Origin of the sequence: Thalassoroseus pseudoceratinae (assembly GCF_011634775.1) — a bacterium.
GTDB classification, from domain to species: Bacteria; Planctomycetota; Planctomycetia; order Planctomycetales; family Planctomycetaceae; genus Thalassoroseus; species Thalassoroseus pseudoceratinae.
Genome location: NZ_JAALXT010000004.1, coordinates 451060 through 470153 on the forward strand (window position 1 = coordinate 451060; position 19094 = coordinate 470153).

Sequence of the window (19094 nt, forward strand, 5' to 3'; positions counted from 1 at the left end):
TTTCGCCGCGAGAGGACAGGTGCGATGCGTTCACAACTTCCCATCTACTTAGGACTGCTTGGACTTTTCCTAAGTGGCGGCTTGGTGAATTTGCCAGCTGCGGAACGTCCGAATATTCTCTTCGTGTTTACGGACGATCATGCGTCACACGCGATGTCGTGTTATGGATCGAAAGTCAACCAGACGCCCAACTTGGATCGAATCGCCAATGAGGGCATGCTTTTCGAGAACTGCTTCTGCACGAATTCGTTGTGCGGGCCGAGTCGAGCGGTCATTCAGACCGGCAAGTATAGCCATCTCAATGGGTTTCTTCGAAATGGGAACCGCTTCGATGGCTCCCAGCAGACGTTCCCGAAACTCCTTCAGGAAGTTGGCTACAAGACGGCCGTCGTTGGAAAGTGGCATCTGGCGACGGAACCCCAAGGCTTCGATTTTTACGAAGTGCTCTATGGGCAGGGACCATACTACAACCCGCCGATGAATCGGAATGGCAAGCGGGTCAAACACGTGGGATACACGACTGATATCATCACCGACATCACACTCAATTGGTTGAAGTCCCAACGCAGCGAGGACCAACCATTCATGCTGATGTATCAGCACAAGGCTCCGCACCGGAATTGGCAGCCCAGCCCGAAGCATCTGACGATGTATGACGATGTCACCATTCCCGAGCCTGACAATCTCTTCGATGACTACTCCACACGGGGGACCGCTGCAAAGACACAGCAAATGGAAGTTGCCACGCATCTGAATGCGAACGACTTGAAACTCAAAGCCCCTGGTAACCTCACCCCCGAGCAACGCAAACTCTGGGATGCCGCTTACGAGCCGAAGAATAAAGCCTTCCGTGAGGCCAATCTAACAGGAAAAGACCTTGTCCGCTGGAAGTACCAACGGTACATGAAAGACTACCTCCGATGTATTGCATCAGTCGATGACAATTTGGGACGAGTGCTCGACTATCTCGACGAGACGGGACTCGCCAAAAACACGGTTGTGATTTATTCGTCGGATCAGGGGTTTTATCTCGGCGACCACGGATGGTTCGACAAACGATTTATGTATGAAGAATCGCTACGGATGCCGATGCTCGTGCGTTGGCCCGGTGTGATTGAAGCCGGATCAAAAAACGACGACCTCGTCTCGAATCTTGATTTTGCAGAAACCTTCCTCGACATCGCCGGCACAGCGATCCCCGCCGACATGCAAGGACGCAGTCTTGTGCCCTTGTTCCGTGGGCAAACTCCCACCGATTGGCGTGATAGTTTCTACTATCACTACTATGAATATCCCGGGGCTCATATGGTGCGTCGTCACTATGGTGTTCGCACCGACCGCTATAAGCTCATGAAGTTTTACAACCTTGATGAATGGGAACTTTATGACCTGGAAAAAGACCCGCGTGAGATGACTAACGTCTACTCGAACCCTGAGTACGAAAGCATCACCAAGCAACTCAAAGCGGAACTCAAAACACTCAGGGCACAATACCAAGTCCCGGAAAAAGATCCCGTCCAGAGCAACAAGCCGAAACGCAAGAAAAACTAGCAACTGCCTCCTTTCAAAATGATGTTGTCCTGTCGAACGGAATTGAACGCCTCTTCGATTGTCACCTTGGAACCAGTCTAACCCCGAATGCTATTTTTTGTCATTGCCTGCCTGGTTCCATCGTGCATCATCTCCGCGATCACGACCGCAATTGTTAGACGGAAGTCTTTCGCCTGGGGGCTTGTGGATCAACCGAATTCTCGCAAAGTCCATGAGTCTCCCACACCGTTGGGCGGTGGCATTGGAATTTGGCTTGGGGTTGTCGGTACGATTGCCTGTGCTCAACTCTCTGCTTGGTTTATCCACGATCGTCCGGAACTCGTGGCGAAGTTACCTGAGATCATTCGGCCTCATCTGGACGGCGTACTTTATCGCTCGGGACAACTCTGGGCCATCCTCGCGTGTGCCACCGTGCTAGCGGCAATGGGGTTGATTGATGACCGAAAGAACATTTCGTGGCTTCCCCGACTCATTATCCAGATTCTTGTGGTCGGAATCCTGGTGTTCGGAGTCGGTGTTCAAAGCACAGTCTTTGTTCCATTGCCGCTCGTCAGTCAGCTTTTGACGATGCTATGGATGCTAGTCTTGATTAACTCATTCAACTTCCTCGACAACATGGATGGGCTTAGCAGTGGCATTGCATTGATTGCAGCGATCCTGTTTGCCACCGTCATGCTGATGGGCGAACGCTGGCTCGTCGGCGGGGCATTGCTTGTGCTAGCCGGTTCGATATCCGGTTTCTTGTTTTTTCACAATTGGCCTCCCGCACGAATTTTCATGGGAGATTGCGGCAGCTATTTCCTGGGGGTGATGTTGTCATCGATGACAGTTCTCGGGACATATTTCGACTATGGGGATCAATCAAGTCGGCATGTTATTCTCGCGCCGTTTTGTATCCTCGCGATTCCGCTCTATGATTTTTGCTCCGTGATGATCATTCGAATCCTGCAACGTCGCAGTCCATTTCATCCAGACAAAAGTCACTTCTCACATCGGCTCACTGATCTCGGATTGTCCCGCCCGAAAGCCGTCTTGACGATTCATCTGGCCACACTGACAACCGGCCTGGGTGGGCTGTTGCTCTATTATGTTTCCGGCTGGGTCGGTGCTGCTCTCGTTTGCGGATTGATCGCCTGTGTGTTAGCGATCATAGCGATTCTCGAAACAACAGCTCTCCGAACAACTGCTATTCGCGATTCACAGAGCTAACAACGCAAGAGTCATCCCCCTAATCAACAACGACGGAATGAGACTTCGCGATGGCATCTCCTTCGGCAACCGGTCACAAGTCATCGCCCGTGCAGCCCGACTTGTATTCACTGATACAATGTTTGATCGCGGCACTAGTAACAGCTCGGCTACTAGTGCCAACTGAAGGGTCCGTGCTCGGCGATACGCTATGGTTGACACCACTCTGGTTTCTCACAGCAGCGCTTTGGGCTTGGGATTTGTTTCGACGACGAGACTTCCACATTGTTGCCGACCGAATTGACCTTGCGGTTTGGCTGATTGTCCTCGGCCATTTGATCTCCGCAGCCTATGTTTTCGCAACCGCAGGTGATCAACGAGCTGTTCTCAATATGACGTGGGAATGGTTAGCGTTAGGAGTTTCCTTCGGACTGATTCGACAGGCTCTCCGCACAGGAGTGGGTAAACGTAGTTGGCTGACCGCGTTTGTTTGCCTAGCCGCAGGGTTGTCGGTCTACGGACTCTGGCAGCACTATGTGGAATTCCCGGCAAATGTGAATCGTGTAGAAACCTTGGAAACGGAACTTTCCGAACTTGGTTCCACGCCCTCGCGACGAGCGATGGAGATTCAACACGAACTCCGAGCTATGGGGGTCCCGAGTGATGGTCCCGCGAAACGACTCTGGGAAGACCGATTGCATTCCACGGAACCGTTCGCGACTTTCGCATTGGCGAACACCTTCGCAGGATTCCTTGCATGTTGGTGGATCGTGGGCATCGGTTGGTGGTGGCAGGCACGATCCGTGGGACAATCCCGCACCGCACTCGCTATGGGTTTGGCAGTGCTCTTGATTGTTGGATATTGCTTGATTCTGACCAAAAGCCGGACAGCTTGGGCAGGACTTCTTGCGGGAGGCGTATTCCTGCTCGGCATGAGTTTCCGCAGACGTTCGCCGCAAGTGGGTCGATGGATACTCTACGGTGTCGCTGCGATGTTTGTGGTCGGACTCTTGTTCGCCGTCGCGACACTCAGCGGAGGGTTCGATCGCGAGGTGCTTTCGGAAGCCCCAAAGTCGTTGAGCTATCGTCTCGAATATTGGCAGGGAACCGCTGCGGTCATTCAGGATTCACCATTCTTCGGCACAGGACCAGGCAATTTCCGAGCCGCCTACCTGAAACACAAATTGCCAGGCGCCAGTGAGGAAATTGCCGATCCTCACAACTTCGGACTCGATCTCTGGGTCAGTGGTGGCTTGCTCGCCGTGTTGGCAGCCCTGTGGCTTGCCTGGTTAACGATTCAACAGTTCTCTGCCAACAACACATCGGATCTCCAACCGGGGAAGGGCAGTGCAGGATCGGAATCGGGGTGGACGCCGATCGACACGGGCGTTCTCCTGGGATTTCTGTTGGTACTTGGGCACCGATTCTTGTTCTTAGCACATTTCGATACCCGCACGATTTGGCTTGCGATCGTATGGTTGTTGGTTCGCGGCCTTTGGGTTCCGCTTCGACGTGGACAAGCGGCGATTCCCGGCGTCGTCATTGGTGCCGCATTGATAACGCTTCTGGTACATCTGCTGGGGGCAGGCGGAATCGAAATGCCGGCCATCGTGCAGTTGTTGCTGCTCTTGATCGCCATTGGAGTGGGTCCGCAAACGCCGCGGGACACCTCAGCCGTGACCGTGGGAATACTTGGCGGCTGTGGAATTGCGTTGGCAGCGGGATGCGTGTTGACGTCCACGTTGCCGGTGCTGCAACGTGAAGCAGAAGTTGCCGGGGGTGATTTGGCCTGGTTCGAGAACCAAAACTTCGCCGCCGCTACCCGATTCTACGAAGACGCCGCCGCGAGCGACCCGTACTCCGCCGAACCTCTTATTCGACTGGCCGACTTGAGTTTTCAGCGGTGGAATCGAGGTCATCAAAACAACGAACAGGATTTCTGGAAGGCAATCGAATACGGCAAACAAGCGATCGAACGCAATCCGACAACGGCCTTCGTTCACCGGTCCGTTGGGAAGTATTTCTTGCAGCGATATGACGTCACGAAAGTGAAGACCGACGCGGAACAGGCGACTGAGTTTCTCGCCGAAGCTGTCGAGCGGTACCCGTCGCTGCCAGCTCTCCAGGCGGAATATGCGATTGCGTTGAAAGCGGCTGGCGAGACGACCGCTGCTTCTGAAGCCGCTCAGACTGCTGCTTCGCTCGATGATCTTTACCAAGCCGGCGGGCATATTGACAAAGTTCTTTCGACAGCGGTGCGGGACGAGATGGAATCGCTGATTGATTCAACTCCCACCTCAAGTTCCAAATCTCAGTGAAAGTTCCGCATAACGGGCTGTTGATCCAGCTTCCGGACCGTTTAGAATGAGGAAGTTCGCACCGTCTTTTACTTCATTTTGTTCTTAGAGCCTGAAGATGAACTTTCCCACAATCTTGGCGGTTATTTTAGTTGGAATCTCTGCGGTGGCGGGGATTGTTGCATTCACAGGTGGTCCGGTCGCGACGGAGGAAGTGCCGGTCGAGGAAGTCTCAACGGATGATCCGTACGACAACCATGGATTGAAAATTGCCAAAGAACCGCCGTATCCGAAAGCGGCGCTCCAAGAGGACGCTCATCACGAGTTTGGCGTCATGAACGTCGGAAGCACGGGAAGTCACACGTTCATCATCAAGAACGAAGGTGAAGCACCGTTGCAGCTGAAAAAAGGGGACACGACCTGCAAATGTACGCTCAGTGAACTTGCAGAAAACGAGATCCCCCCCGGCGAAACTGCTGAAATCAAACTCGAATGGACCCCCAAAGAGCCGACGTCGCAATTCCGTCAGCAGGCGGACATCCACACGAATGATCCGGAAAACAAAACGATCGCTCTTAATGTGATCGGAGCCGTCGACGATTTCCTGCACGTGGTGCCAGAGAGTTCTTGGGAATTGCCCATTCTTGGGGACGATCAGCCGCGTTCCATGGAGGGGTTGGTGTACTCGACGGTTTTGGACGATTTCAACATTCAGTCCATCGAAACACCCTCGGACTACCTGACTGCGGAATGGCGTATACTCGAAGAAGACGAACTTGCCCAATACAACGCCAAATCCGGATACGAAATCACAGTGACGGCTCAACCGACGATGGAAGTCGGAAAGCACTCGGACCTGGTCACCATCACAACGGATGTCGAGGAACGCGAGCGGCTTTCGATGACGGTTTACACAAAACGCCCAGGACCTGTTCAAGCGGCGAGTTATATTCCGCCCGGCAAATCGGGAGCACACTTGAAGTGGCGACCTGAACTACCGGCTCTGAACCTCGGGCAGTTTCGCTCGGAAGATGGACAAGTTGGCTGGTACTCGCTTGTGGTTCGCGGAGTGAAAGACGACGAAGAACTCGTCGTCGAGGACATCGAAAAGGTCATCCCGAATTTCAATCCCGATGATCTGGAAGTCGAAATCAAGCGGGACGAGACGGCGAACCTGCCGAACGCACAGCGATATCTCGTGACATTCCGTGTCAAACCGGGAGCCAAGAAAGGTTCTCACTTGATGAAGGAATCCGCGAAAGTCACCTTGAAGACAAACATCAAAGGGCTGGAAAGTTACAAGTTCTACATTCAGTTCATTGTGATCTAACACGCAGGTCGGCCAGACGACGTTTCTTGAGTAATGTCGCTTGGCCGTCGAATCGTTGGCGGATATGATCCGTCTGCCTGCTCCCTAGGCGATCCGGGAGGGATCGCCGATTTGCCCTGATGCGTTTGAAAAGGACGAAACGCGGATGTCGCTTCGCCACGCAAGGTTTCATACCCCTCGGTTGATCCGTCTATCTGTTCTGCTTTTGTTCGGCGGAATGGCTGGAGTCTTTATCGGATGCGAAAAAGATTCCCCCAAAGACGTGCCACCGCCCACCAATTTCCCATCCAGCACAGATTCCGGGGTTCGCACATTGCCGCCCCCGCGATTCAAGAAATGGGACAAACCCACGGTGGCCGTCGTGCTGTCGGGAGAGCAACACGGTTATATCGAACCGTGCGGTTGCTCCGAGTTGCTCTCGGGCGGGCTTTCGCGTCGGGCCGATCTCGTCAAGCAATTGCAAGAACAATTCAAAAATGTTGTGGGTGTCGATTTGGGCGGAACGCTCGAACGTGATCGCTACCAGAGCCAGTTGAAGTTCAACCTCACGCTGAATGTACTCGAAGATCTGGGCTATCAGGCGATCGGCATGGGCCCGGAGGAACTTCGACTTGGCGTGGACACGTTGATCGGGCAGCACCAAAATCGGTTGACTGAACAGGCCACTCAGGAACCGAGTTTCGTGTGTGCCAATGCCACGATCTACGATACACCGGACCTCAGTCCCAGACGCAATGACATCATCACCGTTGGCGACGCGAAAATCGGTATCACGGCGGTGATCAGCGAAAGCTACCGCAGGAAACTCTCCGCGGCGGACATCAACGACGAAACACGGTTGAAGATCACTCCGCCAGCGGATGCATTGGCTGACGTGGTGCCAAAGTTCGAGGAAGCCGGCACCGATTTCAACATTCTCCTGGCACAAACGCCGCTCAAGGAAGCCGAGGCGTTGGCCAAGCAATATCCGCAATTCGCGGTGGTCCTGAGTGCGGAAGGCGGTGACGAACCCCCTAGCGAACTACACAAGGTGGGCGACACGCTGATTGTGCAAATTGGCCGCAAGGGAAAATACGCCGGTGTGCTCGCCTACTATGCCGACAAGGCCGAAGAACCGTTTCAGTTCGAGTTGATCGACCTCGACAAGAAACGGTTCGAAAATAGTCCACTCGTCGAGAAACATCTTCGCGTCTACCAACGGGATATCGAATCGAATTTGCAGCAGGTGTTCGCATCGTTACCGAAAAGTTTTCATCCGTCCGGTCAAACTTTCGTAGGTGCGGAGACGTGTGGGAAATGCCATACGAAGGCGTTCGCAAAGTGGAGTAGCACCAAACACGCCCACGCTTATGAAAGCATCGTCAAAGGACGGGAAGGGCAGTTTACCGAGCCGATCGCCCGCAACCTCGACACGGAATGCATCGGCTGTCACGTCACCGGTTGGGACCCTGAAAACGACTTACCCTTCGACAGCGGATTCCTCCCCGAACAATTGGCGACAGCCAAAGGTGAGCCGCAGAGGTACGAACACCTCAAAGGTCAACAATGCGAGAACTGTCACGGACCGGGCAGCACGCACGTTGAACTTGAAATGGCTTGGAAGACCGATCGCACGAACACCGATGAAAGCCGCCTCAAGGCCAGTCGGCGACAGATGACACTCACGAAAAAGGTCGCCGAAGATCGGTTGTGCATCAAATGCCACGATCACGAAAACAGTCCCAAATTCGAATTTGCGAAGTATTGGGAAGAAGTCAAACACCCTTGGCGAGATTAAGATTCATGGTGGCGAAGGCGTCTCCGAAACACATTCGCGCGATCCAAGACGAAGGTCTGCTCGAAATCGAGTGGACCGACGATCGCATCCGGCGGTATCCCTACAAGTTCTTGCGGGAAGAATGTCGGTGTGCTCAATGTGTCGACGAGAATACCGGGCGGAGAATCCTCGATCCTGATTCGGTCCCGCACACGATTCGACCGGAACACGTCAGTTTCACCGGCAACTATGCTCTCAAGTTCACCTGGAACGATGGTCATAATACGGGCCTTTACACCTGGGATCACTTCGAAGAGATGGATGCCTCGCCACGCGTTCTGAACATGCCACTCATGTCGCCGGAATAATTGCCGATGCCTTACGAAGTCGAACTCAAATTTCCGCTTACAAACGTTGAAGATGTGCAACGTCGGTTAGCGGATTTGGGGGCGAGACCCGACAAGACCTGCGAACAAGTTGACACGTATTTCGCCCATCCACAACGCGATTTTGCGACCACTGACGAAGCGTTGCGGGTGCGACGGCAAGGAAATGATGTTTGCATCACCTACAAAGGCCGTCGCGATCCGGGACCGGTGAAAAGCCGACGGGAAATTGAATTACCGGTTGGGGCAGGGGATGAACATTCCGCGAGTGAATTGGCCGATCTCCTCACGCTTCTTGGCTTCCAAGCCGTTCATGACGTAGTGAAGCATCGGGAGTTCTACCAACTCCACTGGCAGGATCGGCAACTCGAAATCTGCCTCGATCAAGTCCAAGACCTGGGCGATTTTCTCGAAATCGAAACCCTAGCGGACGAAGCCGATCGCGACGCCGCAGCCGCGGTTGTATTGTCACTTGCCAAGCATCTGGAACTTGGCGAGCCGGAGTCGGCTTCGTACCTTCATTTACTTTTGACTCGGCAGCCTCAATAATGTGGCGTGCGAGTTTGTTCGCCGCTTGGAAATCAATTCCACCAAATTTCGGAAAAACACTTCTTTTTTGAGGATCTACCCCTACTATTCCTGCGTATAACAACCGTGCGTTTGTACAATACATCCACCCACCGCAGGAGATGGTGATGGTCGCCACAGTTTCAAAACGATCCTCGACTCAAAAAAACGAAGCAAAAGACAATTCCATGGCTAAGAAATCCGCCAGCCGATCCCGCTCCAATTCGACAAAGAATACCGGCAACGGAGATTCGGATGGCATGCTCAACAACGCCCTCGGTCAGATCGAGAAAGCTTTCGGCAAAGGCTCGATCATGAAATTGACCGATCAAGGTGCCGCCGTTGACGGCATCTCGACCGGTTCCTTGTCACTCGATTTGGCTTTGGGTGGCTACGGACTTCCGCGCGGACGGATCATCGAACTCTTCGGGCCGGAATCCAGCGGTAAAACGACGCTCGCTCTCCATGTGATTGCGAATGCCCAGAAAAATGGCGGTGTCGCCGCATTTGTGGACGCCGAGCACGCGTTGGACCCATCTTGGGCGAAGCGACTAGGTGTGAATCTCGAAGAACTCCTCGTCAGCCAACCAAGTTATGGTGAGGAAGGGCTGCAAATTGCGGAAATGTTGATCAAATCGAATGCAGTCGATGTGATCGTCGTAGACTCCGTGGCCGCTCTCACACCGAAGTCCGAACTCGACGGGGAAATCGGTGATTCCCACGTCGGCTTGCAAGCTCGAATGATGAGCCAAGCGATGCGGAAGCTCACAGGGGCGATTTCGAAGAGTAAGTCGCTTGTGATCTTTATTAACCAGATCCGCGAAAAAATCGGCGTGATGTTCGGGTCTCCCGAGACAACACCCGGTGGACGCGCGTTGAAGTTCTATAGCTCCTGCCGGATCGATGTCCGACGGATCAGTACCCTCAAAGACGGCGACAACACCACCGGCATTCGCATGAAAGCCAAAATCGTCAAGAACAAAGTCGCTCCACCGTTCCGGGTCGCGGAGTTTGATATGCTCAGCGAAGGCGGAATCAGTTTCAGCGGCGACCTGCTGGATCTCGCGACGGATGATCGAATCGTCGAGAAGAGCGGAAGTTGGTTCAGTTACGGTGAAACCCGGATTGGCCAAGGGCGTGAGAAAGCTCGCCTTTTCCTTGAGGAGAACCCGGAGATCATGGCGGAAGTTCGACAGCGAGTGTTGGAGAATCGCGGCTTTGCCGACACCTCGTCTGCCGCCGCGAGCGGGGAAGAGGAGTAAACCGCAGGTCCATTCCAACAAGCCGCTTCGCGTTGTCGTTGGAAACGGAAGTGTTCGTGATTATTCACACGGAAAGCAGCGTTCGATGAGTGCGTTTTGGGATGAGATGAAACCAAGGTCGCAACCGAACGCAGCGGGAATGTTTTGCACACTGTTGGTGTTCTGGGGAGCGTGTTTCGGTTTCCAAACCGGACACGCCGCCGAACCAAATGCGTTTGCAATTGCGTTTCAGGAATCGCTTGTCAAATTGATCGCTGATGTGGAACCGGCGGTGGTCAGCATCGCTCGGGTCAATCCGGCGACACGCTACATTCCGCGGGAAAATTTCAATCAGTTCGGCCCGCCCAATCGAAATCAAGAGGCGAGAACCGACCCATTACACCCGGAGTTCGTACCAAACGAATTCGGAGCCGGGGTGCTTTTCACACCGCAAGGTGAGAACGCACTCGCCCCACGTCTCATTCTGACGGCGTATCATGTCGTTAAAGGAAGCCGGGTTTATGAGCAGAACCGTCCCGGCGCGAGTGAATTGGTGGTTCGCTTCGCGGACCGATCCGTCTGTCATGCCGCCATTGTTGCAGCGGACCCGCGTAGTGACTTGGCAGTTCTTCGGCTATACACCCCCGCCGACCGCTTGAACCTGTCCGATCGTTTAAAGAAGTACACCGGCGACATTCGCAAATTGCCAAGTTTGCCGATTGGACAAGGGGAATCGGTCAAAAAAGGCTCGTTTGTTCTGGTCTTTGGCAATCCCTACGCGATCGCACGTGATGGATCGGCCAGCGTGGGGCAGGGGATGGTGAGCAATCTGACCCGACGCCCCGCACCACCCGACGCCGAAGCCGACGTGGAAACCATCCATCACCTCGGCACGCTGATGCAAATCGACGCGCGACTCAATCTTGGCAGTAGCGGGGGAGCGGTGGTCAATCTTCGAGGCGAACTTGTCGGGATCACAACGGCACAAGCAGCGCTCGAGGGTTATGATCAGTCCGTCGGCTACGCGATTCCACTCGATGAGGGAATGCGACGCGTGGTGGATGAGTTGGCCTACGGTTATGAGGTCGAGTACGGTCTACTCGGGATCGAACCCAAAACGACGACGCTCTCGCAAGTACTCCCCGCCTCGATCCGCCAAGCTTCGGCGGCGGAGATCACAAGTGTTATGCGAAATTCCCCCGCAATGCAGGCGGGATTGCAGCGCGGGGATGTCATTCTCTCAGTGCAAGATCAGCCAGTGTTTTCGCAGGTCGATCTTCGACGTGAGGTGGGTATGCTCGGTCCGGATGCCAATGCTCGATTGAAAGTCGTGCGAGGAAGTGGACGCCAGGTGCTCACTGTCTCGGTCGCGTTGGCGAAGTGGCCATTGCTTTCTGATGAGCAAGTGGTGGCGACACGCTTGCGGTATGGTGCCCCGTACCAGCTTGGAATCGAGTACGCGAACGTACTGGTGGACTACCCTACCGGACGCCAGGAGTTTTTCGACCGCAATCAATACAACAATGCGGTCGTCATCACGCAGGTCGAACCAATTCATGAACGATTCGACACCCTACACGTCGGTGATCTTGTCACACACGTAAATCGGCGTCCGGTCCGGAATCCGCAACAATTCGCTGCTGCGCTCGCCGCTGCCACCGGTCCGGAGCTAACGCTCACGGTCCTCGGAAAGCCGTCGCCGGTGGTGATTGATCGCGAATAAAAGCCATACCTTCCCCGGCTTCTGAACCCTCACGCTTGACATCGTGTCGACATTCTCAGATTCTCCGAAAGCTGCAGGCTGATTGTTATGGGCATCTCCGGATGCTGGCCTGCGCCGAAAACTCTCGTGCCCGAGAAAGTCGACGATGAAAACAGACGAAATCCGCGAAAAATATCTCTCGTTCTTTGAAAAGCAAGGCTGCGTTCGGCGGCCCAGTGATGTGTTGGTGCCCCGCGAGGACCCAACCGTGCTGTTCACGCCCGCCGGGATGAATCAGTTCAAAGAACAGTTCATGGGCATCAACATTGATTACACCCGAGCAACCACCTGCCAAAAATGTCTGCGAACGGGCGATATCAGCAACGTCGGTGTGACGGCGTATCACCACACCTTCTTCGAGATGCTGGGCAATTTCTCGTTTGGTGATTATTTCAAGAAAGAAGCGATCCACTGGGCGTGGGAATTCCTGACCGGCAAGCAGTGGATGAACATCAATCCGCAGCAGCTCACAGTGAGTGTTTATCAAGGCAAACACGGATTCGATGAAGAAGCGTACCGTATCTGGCACGAGGAAATTGGTCTGCCGGACAATCGGATCGCGAAGCTCGAAGAAGACGAAAACTATTGGCCGGCCAGCGCTCCGAGTGAAGGTCCCGATGGGGTTTGTGGACCGTGTAGCGAGATCTTCTATCATCCCGATGGGGACTCGAAGGAAGTCGAGATTTGGAATCTCGTTTTCACACAGTTCAACCGTGTCGGTGATCCGCCGGACAACCTTCGCCCACTTCCCAAGAAGAACATCGACACCGGCATGGGGCTGGAACGGATGGCTTCGGTCATGCAAGGTGTGCGGAGCAACTTCGAGATCGACACCCTCAAGCAACTGTGTCTCGCCGCTGGCGACGTTGTTGGCAAGAAATACAGTTTCGACGATCCGGCCGGTCGTCCGCTGCGACGCATCGCTGACCACGTGCGAGCGGTGACATTCGCCATCCACGAAGGTGTGATGCCCGACAAGGAAAAAGAGAACTACGTCGTTCGGCAACTCCTGCGGCGGGCGGTGCTTGAGGGCTATTTGCTTGGGAAGACCGAACCGTTCCTGCACCAACTCGTTCCAACAGTTGCCGAGGTCATGACGTCGGCCTATCCGGAACTCAAAGAGACGGTGGCCAGCGCTCAGGGGACAATCAAAGAGGAAGAGTCGCAGTTCCTGGAAACTATTGATCGCGGACTTCACCATTTCGAATCCGCTGTGAAATCAGCCGGCAAATCAAAGAGCAACCAAATTTCCGGCGACGACGCTTTCACCCTCCACACGCAGGAAGGATTCCTGATTGAATTGGTGGAGGCGATGGCCAACAAGAAAAACTTGAGCGTCGACCGCAAACGTTTTGACGATTTGATGCTCGAGTTCAAGGATACCAGTCGAGGCGGAGAGTCCGGCTTCGATTCCGTCATGGCCGAAGGTCCGCTGGATGCCATCCGCAAAACAAGCGGACCGACCGAATTTCTCGGCTACGACAGCACAACCGCAGACGGGAAAATCGTCGGTATCATTGCCAACAAGCAATTGGTGGAGTCGCTTGAAGAAGTCGGCCATGTCTTGCCGGTGGCTGTCATTCTCGACCGCACACCGTTCTACGGGGAAGCAGGCGGGCAAGTCGGTGACAGTGGCGTGTTGCAGGCCGACGGGCTGGAATTTGAAGTCCTCACGACCCAGAAACAGAAGGAGCTCACACTTCACATCGGTCATTTGAAGCAGGGTGTTCTCAAGCTGGATCAAGCCGTGACCGCCGAAGTCGTATCCGACCGACGGGAAGGGATTCGTCGTGCTCACACCGCGACTCACCTGTTGCACTACGCCTTGCATCAGACAGTCGGGAAAGACGCTACGCAACGCGGCTCTAAAGTCGACAGCGATGAACTTCGCTTCGACTTCGCTCATGGCAAGTCATTGACGGATGACGAAATCCGCCAGATTGAAGACATCATCAACGAGAGAGTCAGCACCGGGGCCAGTGTCGAGACAGCCGTCATGCCAATCGAGGAGGCCAAGAAACTGGGAGCCATGGCGTTGTTCGGTGAGAAGTATCCCGATCGCGTGCGAGTCGTGAGCATTGGTGAATTCAGTCGCGAATTCTGCGGCGGCACGCATCTAAGCAACTCGGGACAAGTCGGCCTGTGCAAGATCACCAGTGAAGAACCCGTCGCCAAAGGTGTGCGGCGGATCAAAGCCCTTACGGGGCCAAAGGCACTCGGACAGATTCGCGAAACGGAAAACCTGGTCAAAGAGCTTGTGACCCTGCTGAAGACTCCTGGACCGGCCGAATTGCCGCGACGGATCGAACAGTTGCAGGAAGAACTTCGCCAAACACGCAAGGAAGTTCAGAAGGTTGCCAGCCAGAACGTTTCCGGACTCGTTGATGAACTGATCCAGAATGCTGAGACGGTTGGTGACGTGAAGATCGTCACGCATGTCGCGGAGAACATCACTCGCGAAGCGTTGCGAGATTTCGTCGACCAACTCCGACAAAAAGGCGGACCGATCGCGATTTTGTTGGGAGCCGAACTCGACGGTAAAGCCGCGTTGATCGCCGGTGTGAGCAAAGACCTGATCAAACAAGGCGTGAAAGCGGGAGATGCAGTCAAAGTCGCTGCGAAAGAAGTCGGTGGTGGTGGCGGAGGTCGACCAGATATGGCCGAAGCCGGCGGAAAAAATCCGGCGGCGTTGCCAGCTGCCATCAAAGCGGCTGCAGACTTCTACCGCGAAAAACTCGGCGGTTGAGCGGGAGCCCTATTCGATCGCGTCTTTCCCATCGAAAACGCGATCGACCGCTTTCTTTAACACGTTCAAATCATCGTGGATTCGGTCATCACGTCGCGCGTTGAGTAAAACGGCAATGTTGAATCCATCGCTGCGTTGTCGCGCCATGGCCGTCGTCCCCGGTAAGCTGCCGAAGAATGTGTAGCGATAACTCGGGCCCGGCTCACGCGGTTCCCCGCTGATCCAATACGCATCGAGAAATCGACACAACGCCGGTGCCGACGCGATCATTCCGCCGTGCGCATCCATCACGTCGAGCAGAAAAGCACTATCGCGGATTGGATATTCCACTTCGTTTTGCGGCCGTTTGCCGGAATCACTTGTGCCCAACCGAACCTCGTCGATGGTCTTCGGTTCGAAAACCAATTTTTGCATGACTTTGATGAACGGCTTGTCATAGGTTTTTTCCAAAACCCGGCCGAGCACGCAGTAGCCGAAGTTCGAATAGACGGACTTTTCACCGGGCGTGAACTGCAACGGCTGCTGCCACATGTATTCCACGACATCACTGGCGGTGATGTTCGCATCCGGTTGGGCCGTTTGCAGGATTCGCACGCCTTGGAACATGGGATCGAATCCAATATCACGATCCCAACCGCCTTCGTGTTTCAGCAAATGCCCGATGGTGATGTTCTTCAATCGTGGGTCTGCGGGTTCACCGTGGGCTTTTGACATCTCCAACAACTCAAACGCCTTGGTGTCGAGCGAAAGTTTCCCGGTGCGGATCGCCGTCTTGATTGCCGCCGCGGTCATGGGTTTGCTGACACTCGCAATGCGAAACAAAGCCTTCGGAGAAACCGGGGTTTGCTTGTTCTGATCGTGAAACCCGAAGCCGGCGGAGTACAGCAGCTTCCCGTTTCGCGAAACCGCCACCGTTGCCGCCTTGGCATCGACGAGACTCATAAAGTCGATGATCGCAGATTCCAACGCGGCTTGAGTTTCGCGATCAATCATCGTTGCGGCCTCATTCGCGACTTGGCTGTTTGGCTGTGCGGAAGGAAGAGAAACCAACAACAGAGCGATCAAAACGGCGTGCGTCATGATGGATCATTCTTCGTGTTCGATTTGTTGCAGACGATCTTTAGCTTCCTGAGCCCACGGGCCACGCGGGTCGCAATCCAAATAGGCTTGCCAATGGTGCCGTGACTCGTCTTCGCGACGCAATCCGTCGAGTAAGGCAGCTTTGTGACGGTGGGCGTCGGGGTATTCGGAGTGGATATCCAAAGCCGCGTCGAATGCCATCAATGCGGATTCCGTTTCCCCAGTTTCCTCAAGAACGCACCCGAGTTGCGTCCACGCTTCGATGAACTGGGAATCATGTTCTAACGCCGCGTAGTACCGTTCACGAGCAGCGGCGGTTTGGCCAGCTCGGTACAACGTTTCCGCCAAATGAAAATGAACGACCGGATCGGTGGCCTGTTCCATCAAACACAAACGAAACGCGTTGATCGCCGATGGCAAATCGCCGGAATCGCTGTAGTCGCATCCTTCTTGAAACCAACGCTCGGCGGTCCACGTCTCTTGTTCCGAAGTTTGATCGCCAGCCTGTTCGCCGATCGCAATCGGACCGGGCAATGTCGCGGGAGAGTCGTCCTGCTCGACTTGCGTGAAATCGAAGTATCGTTGACGGCTAACAGGCTCGATCAAACCGGCGTCGTCTCGATAGAGCAGGGTGGTTCGGTTCTGCATCAGCACTTCGAGTTGTGCCAATGGTCGATCGACGTGTGGCAACAGTTCCCGAATCTGCTCCAAGCTCGCTTTGAGTCGCGTGCTGGAGACCCCCGCCTCAAGCAATTCACTCAACCGCCGAGCGGCAGACACTTCGGAGAAATCGAAGTACGCCAACCGGAAGACCTTCTTGACTGGACGAATCAACCCAACGCGTTCCCACCGGCGAACCATCGAGACGGAAACGTTCAGCAACTGACTCAGCGTTTCGCTGGTACACAGTCGCCGTGTCTGCCGGGACGGATCGGTCAACCCGATGAGTCGAAGCCAATCCGACTCGGCGACCAACCGTGATTCCGCTCCACGTTGCTGCCATTCCAGGAAACGAACGAGTCGCTGCGTTGGTTGCCCATCGGTGTCGAGCGGGCACCCCTCATCGCCGACAACCAGCATCGTCGTTTGCTTCGCGACATGCTCCGTAGCGGAACCTCCGTTTTGCTCGACGAGTTCGCACGCCTCTCGATGCGTCATCGAGGCCAACGTACCGGTAAACGCGACCAGCTCTCCTTGTAACGGCGGAGAACTTGTCATCGTAACATTGGAAGCCGGAGGCGATGGGGGATCGCTTGAATCTGGGGGATGTGTCGCAGCCATAACGTCTATAATCGACCAAACTCCCCGAGGTTGTCAATTGGCGTCGAGCAATGTTTGGAGAGTAGAGAGCAGGACATGAACAAAGCGATGAAAACGGGCTCGGCTCCTCGCCGCCCGCAAGAGCCACCGATTCCTGAACACGCTGCTAGAGTTGGAATTGCGCCGAGTCCCTCGCAGCTGTGCCCGGTCGCGAAATTCTTCCCCCCATTGGCTCGTTCTGCCATGTCAGCCACGCTTGCGGCTGCCTTTGCCGGGATATATCCTTTCATTCATGAACAAATACATCAGGGTTCTGTATAAACATAAGTTACGCCTACAAGACGTACATAACCTAGATTGACTCATAGATGACAGCGTACGCGGATTACCAAGAACATTGCATCACGATGATTAGAGGTATCATCAGCGATCGTGGCTGCCAACCGATCCTCTTCGCTGGCTCGGGACTCTCAAAGCGTTTTTTTGATGCTCCGAGCTGGGATGAGTTACTCGACCATCTTTGCAATTCATGCCCGTCGATTAAGTACGACTACGGATACTACAAACAAAAGCACAACGATCTTCCTACGATCGGGTCGGAGATCGCTGAGCATTATCGGGAATGGGCTTGGTCAAAATCAGGCAAGAAAAGATTTCCCTCAGAACTATTCAGTTCCGAGCAGCCCACTGACATTTACCTAAAACACTGCGTTGCCGAACACTTCCGTAAAATTACACCTACGCCATCCCGAATAAAGACTGCGGCTGCCAAAAGAGAGTTAGAGGCACTTCGAGAAATACAGCCTCATGCAGTGATTTCGACGAATTACGATGAATTCTTGGAACGTGTGTTCCCAGACTTCGAGCCGATTGTTGGCCAACAAATCCTCCGAGCAAATTACGTTAGCGTCGGAGAGGTTTTCAAGATCCATGGTTGCGCAACAGATCCAACATCACTGGTTCTTACATCCGAGGACTACAGCGAGTGGACACGCAAGAAGAAGTACCTAAGTGCCAAACTTCTCACTTACTTCGCGGAGCATCCACTGGTCTTTCTTGGTTATAGCGGATCCGATGACAATATTAGAGCAATCCTTTCCGACATTGACGAGATCCTCGCTGAACCAGATGGCTTAGTTTCAAATCTGATTTTCGTAACATTCCGACGTAATGCGAAGTCGGCTGAAAGTCTGCCAGTCGAAAAGCTGATTGAACTTCGGGATGGCCGGTCGATTCGCGTACGGAATATCGACGCATCCGACTATGAGTGGATATTTCGTGCTCTTGGTACTGGAGCACCGATCGAGAAAGTCGATCCAAAAATTTTGCGTGCATTACTCGCAAGGAATTATGACCTCGTGCGACATGACATTCCGAGAAAGACCGTGCAAATCGATTTTTCGACGCTTGAGCATGCCGTAAACACTGACGGGCAATTTGCACACTTGCTTGGGATCTCGACCTTAGATAATCCGAGCGTCTTCAATGCCGTCTATCCATATACGCTGACAAGTGTCGCAAAAGAGCTCGGGTTCTCGTACTGGTCGCATGCAAACAAACTTCTAAAGCAGATCGAAGACGAGCACGGCGTCGATATCAAGAGCTTTGATAACAAGTATCACATTACCGTAAAGGTCGGCGCTTCAGACACGTCGGTCGCACAAAAGTATTCGCAAGCCTGCGTCGACCTGTTGGCAGCTGTGCGTGACGGTTTACCATATTCAGTTGACCATACAGAACTCAGCGGCCCAGAGCAGTAGATTGTCGTAACAATGCGTTGCACGCCGAGTCGCCGAACGATCCGTTTTGGCAATGAACAATCCTTCGCGGCGACTGGATGATCGCCGCCGTTGGCTGGCTGTTGCTGAACCTCACAGGTTTCCGGTTAGGACGACACTTGCCCCCAGTCGCGTGACAACTCTCTCGGAAG

At 54.1% G+C, this 19094-nt stretch carries 13 protein-coding genes; 11 read left to right on the top strand and 2 right to left on the bottom strand.

The features are described from left to right. Positions 1 to 24: 24 nt before the first annotated feature. The 10 genes from G6R38_RS16175 to alaS all read left to right on the top strand — a co-directional run bounded on the left by G6R38_RS16175 (position 25) and on the right by alaS (position 14824). Positions 25 to 1551 carry a sulfatase family protein gene (locus G6R38_RS16175; RefSeq protein ID WP_166827940.1) on the top strand — a complete coding sequence of 509 codons (1527 nt, stop codon included), beginning with the start codon at positions 25 to 27 and terminating at the stop codon, positions 1549 to 1551. Positions 1552 to 1638: 87 nt separating this feature from the next. Next, positions 1639 to 2760 carry an MraY family glycosyltransferase gene (locus G6R38_RS16180; RefSeq protein ID WP_166827947.1) on the top strand — a complete coding sequence of 374 codons (1122 nt, stop codon included), beginning with the start codon at positions 1639 to 1641 and terminating at the stop codon, positions 2758 to 2760. Positions 2761 to 2810: 50 nt separating this feature from the next. Then, on the top strand, positions 2811 to 5057 hold the full coding sequence (locus G6R38_RS16185) for an O-antigen ligase family protein (protein ID WP_166827952.1): 2247 nt from the start codon (positions 2811 to 2813) through the stop codon (positions 5055 to 5057). Between the two features lie 97 nt (positions 5058 to 5154). After that, positions 5155 to 6366, top strand: coding sequence for a DUF1573 domain-containing protein (locus G6R38_RS16190; protein ID WP_166827957.1), 1212 nt, complete (start codon positions 5155 to 5157; stop codon positions 6364 to 6366). A 145-nt stretch (positions 6367 to 6511) separates the two neighbouring features. Further along, positions 6512 to 8143 carry a multiheme c-type cytochrome gene (locus G6R38_RS16195; protein WP_166827964.1) on the top strand — a complete coding sequence of 544 codons (1632 nt, stop codon included), beginning with the start codon at positions 6512 to 6514 and terminating at the stop codon, positions 8141 to 8143. Continuing rightward, positions 8131 to 8490 carry a DUF971 domain-containing protein gene (locus tag G6R38_RS16200; protein WP_240928229.1) on the top strand — a complete coding sequence of 120 codons (360 nt, stop codon included), beginning with the start codon at positions 8131 to 8133 and terminating at the stop codon, positions 8488 to 8490. The genes G6R38_RS16195 and G6R38_RS16200 overlap by 13 nt, the downstream gene beginning before the upstream one ends. Positions 8491 to 8496: 6 nt before the next feature. Beyond that, a complete protein-coding gene (gene cyaB, locus G6R38_RS16205) occupies positions 8497 to 9057 on the top strand; it encodes a class IV adenylate cyclase (protein ID WP_166827968.1) in 561 nt (186 codons plus the stop codon). 206 nt (positions 9058 to 9263) lie between these two features. Beyond that, the gene (gene recA / locus G6R38_RS16210; protein WP_166827974.1) at positions 9264 to 10337 is read left to right on the top strand and encodes a recombinase RecA; all 1074 of its coding nucleotides are present in this window, start codon (positions 9264 to 9266) and stop codon (positions 10335 to 10337) included. 85 nt (positions 10338 to 10422) lie between these two features. Continuing rightward, on the top strand, positions 10423 to 12039 hold the full coding sequence (locus tag G6R38_RS16215) for a S1C family serine protease (RefSeq protein ID WP_166827979.1): 1617 nt from the start codon (positions 10423 to 10425) through the stop codon (positions 12037 to 12039). Positions 12040 to 12184: 145 nt separating this feature from the next. After that, positions 12185 to 14824, top strand: coding sequence for an alanine--tRNA ligase (alaS, locus tag G6R38_RS16220; protein ID WP_166827983.1), 2640 nt, complete (start codon positions 12185 to 12187; stop codon positions 14822 to 14824). A gap of 9 nt (positions 14825 to 14833) precedes the next feature. Here the strand turns inward: alaS and G6R38_RS16225 are convergent, their stop codons facing one another. Next, positions 14834 to 15904 (bottom strand): serine hydrolase domain-containing protein, encoded by a 1071-nt coding sequence (locus G6R38_RS16225; RefSeq protein WP_166827988.1) that lies wholly within the window; start codon positions 15902 to 15904, stop codon positions 14834 to 14836. Between the two features lie 6 nt (positions 15905 to 15910). After that, on the bottom strand, positions 15911 to 17122 hold the full coding sequence (locus G6R38_RS16230) for a MerR family transcriptional regulator (protein ID WP_240928230.1): 1212 nt from the start codon (positions 17120 to 17122) through the stop codon (positions 15911 to 15913). A gap of 410 nt (positions 17123 to 17532) precedes the next feature. Here G6R38_RS16230 and G6R38_RS16235 point away from each other — a divergent pair, with 410 nt between their 5' ends. Further along, positions 17533 to 18924, top strand: coding sequence for an SIR2 family protein (locus G6R38_RS16235; protein ID WP_166828000.1), 1392 nt, complete (start codon positions 17533 to 17535; stop codon positions 18922 to 18924). Positions 18925 to 19094: the final 170 nt, after the last annotated feature.